Origin of the sequence: Stenotrophomonas sp. GD03958, from assembly GCF_029839005.1 — a bacterium.
Lineage (GTDB): Bacteria > Pseudomonadota > Gammaproteobacteria > Xanthomonadales > Xanthomonadaceae > Stenotrophomonas > Stenotrophomonas hibiscicola.
Genome location: NZ_JAOBZT010000134.1, coordinates 1 through 3,812 on the forward strand (window position 1 = coordinate 1; position 3,812 = coordinate 3,812).

Here is a 3,812-nt window from a genome sequence, read left to right on the forward strand (position 1 = left end):
GCCAGCAGCACGAACCACACGCCCGACCACATCGGCATGGTCAGGCCCAAGAAGGTCCAGTCGATGTTGCCGCAGTTGCCGGTACCGGTGAGCACCGTGCGGAACACTTCCAGCGGCCCCATGGTCTCGCGCAGGAAGCTCAGCGGCGGGCCGCAGGTCGCGCCCATCTCCGGCGGCAGCATCTGCACGTAGACGTGGCGCGCGGCAATGCCGACGCCTACCGCGGCGGCAATGAAGGCGAGAATCCCGTAGGTCGCGCGTCCCGGGCGGTTGGACGGCCCGTGCAGCGCACCGATCAGGAACAGCAGGCCCAGCGCGGCGAAGGCCAGCCGCTGGAAGATGCACAGCGGACACGGCTCCAGGCCCATCTTCAGCTGCAGGAAGATCGCGTAGCCGAGCAGGCCCGCGCAGATCAGGAAGCCCAGGAAGAACTGGGCGCGGAAGGGCCAGCGCAGTGGATTCATCGTCAACGCTCGAATGGATCAGGGCGCCAAGCGTAACCGAGAGCGCGCGCCATTCGAACCGCCACAGGTGACGCCTATCGGAACGGTGCGGGTCGGATCCGGCAGGCAGAAACGCAAAAGCCCGGCAGAGGCCGGGCTTTCGCTGTGTCGCGTTGGAGCGGTCCGATTACTCGGCCACTTCCTCGGCCACGACCGGACGGTCGACCAGCTCGACGTAGGCCATCGGCGCGTTGTCGCCGGCGCGGAAACCGCACTTCAGCAGGCGCAGGTAGCCGCCCGGACGGTTCGCGTAGCGCGGGCCCAGGATGGTGAACAGGTTGCCCACCGCCTCGTTGTCGCGCAGGCGGGCGAAGGCCAGACGGCGGTTGGCGACGGAGTCGACCTTGGCCAGGGTGATCAGCGGCTCGGCAACGCGGCGCAGTTCCTTGGCCTTCGGCAGGGTGGTCTTGATCAGCTCGTGCTTGAACAGCGAGGCGGCCATGTTCTTGAACATCGCTTCGCGGTGGGCGCTGGTGCGGCTGAACTTACGGCCAGACTTCTGGTGACGCATGGTGATATTCCTTGGTTAATGATGAGGCTGTGCGGATCGTTGTCGCCATCCTGGCGTTGCTGCGCGGACTGCGGTTGGTCCTGGCCCTCCGTCCTGGACGGCCTGCCCGCGAACCTGCGGTTCGTCGTGGCGTGTTGTGTTGCGTTGAAGGCTCCACCGCGAACGGTGGAGCCTTCAGGCATTACCGATATCAGCCCAGCATGCCGTGGCTGGCGACGCCGGCCGGCGGCCAGTTCTCCAGCTTCATGCCGAGCGACAGGCCGCGCTGAGCCAGCACTTCCTTGATCTCGGTGAGCGACTTCTTGCCCAGGTTCGGGGTCTTCAGCAGCTCCACTTCGGTCTTCTGGATCAGATCGCCGATGTAGTAGATGCTTTCAGCCTTCAGGCAGTTGGCCGAACGCACGGTCAGCTCCAGATCGTCGATCGGGCGCAGCAGCACCGGATCCACGCCGTTGTTGGCCGGCTTGGCCGCACCGCGGTCGCGGTGGGTGAAGTCACCGAACACCGACAGCTGGTCGCTGAGGATGTCGGCGGCGGTGCGCACGGCTTCCTCGGCATCGATGGTGCCGTTGGTCTCGATATCGATGACCAGCTTGTCCAGGTCGGTACGCTGTTCGACGCGGGCCGCTTCCACGGCATAGGCGACGCGGCGGACCGGCGAGAACGAGGCATCCAGGACCAGGCGGCCGATGGCACGGGTTTCTTCGTCCGGACGACGACGCGCGGCAGCCGGCTGGTAGCCGAAACCACGTTCGATCTTCAGACGCATGTTGATCGCCGTGTCCTTGGTCAGGTGGCAGATCACATGGTCGCCGTTCAGGATCTCCACATTGTGGTCGACCTTGATGTCGGCAGCGGTGACAACGCCCGGACCCTGCTTGGACAGGGACAGGGTGGCGCTGTCGCCGGAGTGCATACGGATGGCCACGTCCTTCAGGTTCAGCAGGACTTCGAGCACGTCCTCCTGCAGACCTTCGACCGTGGTGTACTCATGCAACACGCCGTCGATTTCGACTTCCGTGATGGCGAAGCCCGGGATGGACGACAGCAGCACGCGACGCAGGGCGTTGCCCAGCGTATGCCCGTAACCCCGCTCCAAAGGTTCGATAACGACCTTTGCACGGGTGTCGGTAAGGCGTTCGATCTGCGGACCGCGAGGACGCAGAACCTGGTTGGCGGTAACCGTCATGTTGCGGGTTCTCCTAGTGAACCCCCGGCCGTCGCCGGGGGCTCTCCAATGTGAATTACTTCGAATACAGCTCGACGATCAGCGCTTCGTTGATGTCCGCAGGCAGATCCGAACGATCCGGAACGGCCTTGAAGATGCCGGTGAACTTGCCGGAATCCACTTCAACCCACGACGGGCTCAGGTCATGCTGGGCGGCGACGGTCAGGGCTTCCTGGACGCGCAGCTGCTTGGCAGCCTTTTCAGACAGGGCGATGGCGTCGCCAGCCTTGACCTGGTACGAAGCCAGGTTGACCGACTTGCCATTCACGGTGACGCCGCGGTGCGACACCAGCTGACGAGCAGCCGGACGGGTCACGGCGAAGCCCATGCGGTAGACGACGTTGTCCAGGCGGGTTTCCAGCAGCTGCAGCAGGTTCTCGCCGGTGTTGCCCTTCTTGGTCGAGGCCTTCTTGTAGTAGTTGCGGAACTGACGCTCCAGCAGGCCGTAGATACGCTTGACCTTCTGCTTTTCACGCAGCTGGGTGGCGTAGTCGGACAGCTTGCCCTTGCGGGCAGTGGCGCCGTGCTGGCCGGGCTTCTGCTCCAGCTTGCACTTGGAGTCCAGCGCACGCGCCGGGCTCTTCAGGGACAGGTCGGCGCCTTCGCGACGGGCGAGCTTACAGGTAGGACCGATATAACGAGCCATTTCTTATCGCTCCCTTTAGACGCGACGCTTCTTCGGCGGACGGCACCCGTTGTGCGGGATAGGCGTCACGTCGATGATGTTGGTGATCTTGTAGCCGACGTTGTTCAGCGAACGCACGGCCGACTCACGGCCCGGACCCGGGCCCTTGATGCGGACTTCCAGCGACTTCACGCCGTAGTCCAGCGCAGCACGACCGGCCTTTTCAGCAGCCACCTGGGCAGCGAACGGGGTCGACTTGCGCGAACCGCGGAAGCCAGCGCCACCGGAGGTCGCCCACGACAGAGCATTGCCCTGACGGTCGGTGATGGTGACGATGGTGTTGTTGAACGAAGCGTGGACGTGGGCAACGCCGTCGGTGACGACGCGCTTAATCTTCTTCTTGGTCTTAGCAGCGGGCTTAGCCATTTCTCAGTCCCTTACTTCTTGATCGCCTTGCGCGGACCCTTGCGGGTGCGGGCGTTGGTACGGGTGCGCTGGCCACGCAGCGGGAGGCCACGACGGTGACGCAGGCCGCGGTAGCAGCCCAGGTCCATCAGGCGCTTGATCGCGATGCCGATCTCACGGCGCAGATCGCCTTCCACGATGTACTTGCCGACTTCGGCGCGCAGGCGCTCGATTTCCGGCTCCGACAGATCGCGGATCTTGGTGGTCGAAGCAACGCCTGCGACTTCGCAGACCTTCTTCGAACGGGTACGGCCGATGCCGTAAATGCTTTGCAACCCGACCCAGACGTGCTTCTGGGCTGGCAGGTTGACGCCTGCAATACGCGCCATGACGCGGTTCTCCAGCTGAGTGATGGCCGACAGCGCGCCTCGGGCACGCCAATCCGGCAGGATGGATCAAAAAAGTGAACTAGCGATACTAACAAGGTTCCGGTTTACATGGAAGCCCGTGAAACCACTGGTTTCATGAACCCGGCCTGGG

The 3,812-nt window shown here is 64.0% G+C and carries 6 protein-coding genes; all 6 read right to left on the reverse strand.

From position 1 onward, the window contains the following. A partial coding sequence (locus N5C25_RS20295) for a disulfide bond formation protein B (RefSeq protein WP_279937784.1) occupies window positions 1-464 on the reverse strand: 464 nt, incomplete at its 3' end. Between the two features lie 166 nt (window positions 465-630). Further along, a complete protein-coding gene (gene rplQ, locus N5C25_RS20300) occupies window positions 631-1,014 on the reverse strand; it encodes a 50S ribosomal protein L17 (protein WP_005408217.1) in 384 nt (127 codons plus the stop codon). 190 nt (window positions 1,015-1,204) lie between these two features. Then, the gene (gene rpoA, locus N5C25_RS20305; protein ID WP_005408216.1) at window positions 1,205-2,203 is read right to left on the reverse strand and encodes a DNA-directed RNA polymerase subunit alpha; all 999 of its coding nucleotides are present in this window, start codon (window positions 2,201-2,203) and stop codon (window positions 1,205-1,207) included. 55 nt (window positions 2,204-2,258) lie between these two features. Then, entirely contained in the window at window positions 2,259-2,888 is a 630-nt protein-coding gene (gene rpsD, locus N5C25_RS20310) for a 30S ribosomal protein S4 (RefSeq protein ID WP_004145446.1), read from the reverse strand. 15 nt (window positions 2,889-2,903) lie between these two features. Next, entirely contained in the window at window positions 2,904-3,293 is a 390-nt protein-coding gene (gene rpsK / locus N5C25_RS20315; RefSeq protein WP_004145443.1) for a 30S ribosomal protein S11, read from the reverse strand. 11 nt (window positions 3,294-3,304) lie between these two features. After that, window positions 3,305-3,661, reverse strand: coding sequence for a 30S ribosomal protein S13 (gene rpsM / locus N5C25_RS20320; RefSeq protein WP_004154500.1), 357 nt, complete (start codon window positions 3,659-3,661; stop codon window positions 3,305-3,307). Window positions 3,662-3,812: the final 151 nt, after the last annotated feature.

Excerpts from the sequence above, each read along its gene's own strand:
- rpoA (WP_005408216.1), bottom strand. The coding sequence starts at position 2,203 with ATGACGGTTACCGCCAACCAGGTTCTGCGTCCTCGCGGTCCGCAGATC.
- rpsM (WP_004154500.1), bottom strand. The coding sequence starts at position 3,661 with ATGGCGCGTATTGCAGGCGTCAACCTGCCAGCCCAGAAGCACGTCTGG.
- rpsD (WP_004145446.1), bottom strand. The coding sequence starts at position 2,888 with ATGGCTCGTTATATCGGTCCTACCTGTAAGCTCGCCCGTCGCGAAGGC.
- rpsK (WP_004145443.1), bottom strand. The coding sequence starts at position 3,293 with ATGGCTAAGCCCGCTGCTAAGACCAAGAAGAAGATTAAGCGCGTCGTC.
- rplQ (WP_005408217.1), bottom strand. The coding sequence starts at position 1,014 with ATGCGTCACCAGAAGTCTGGCCGTAAGTTCAGCCGCACCAGCGCCCAC.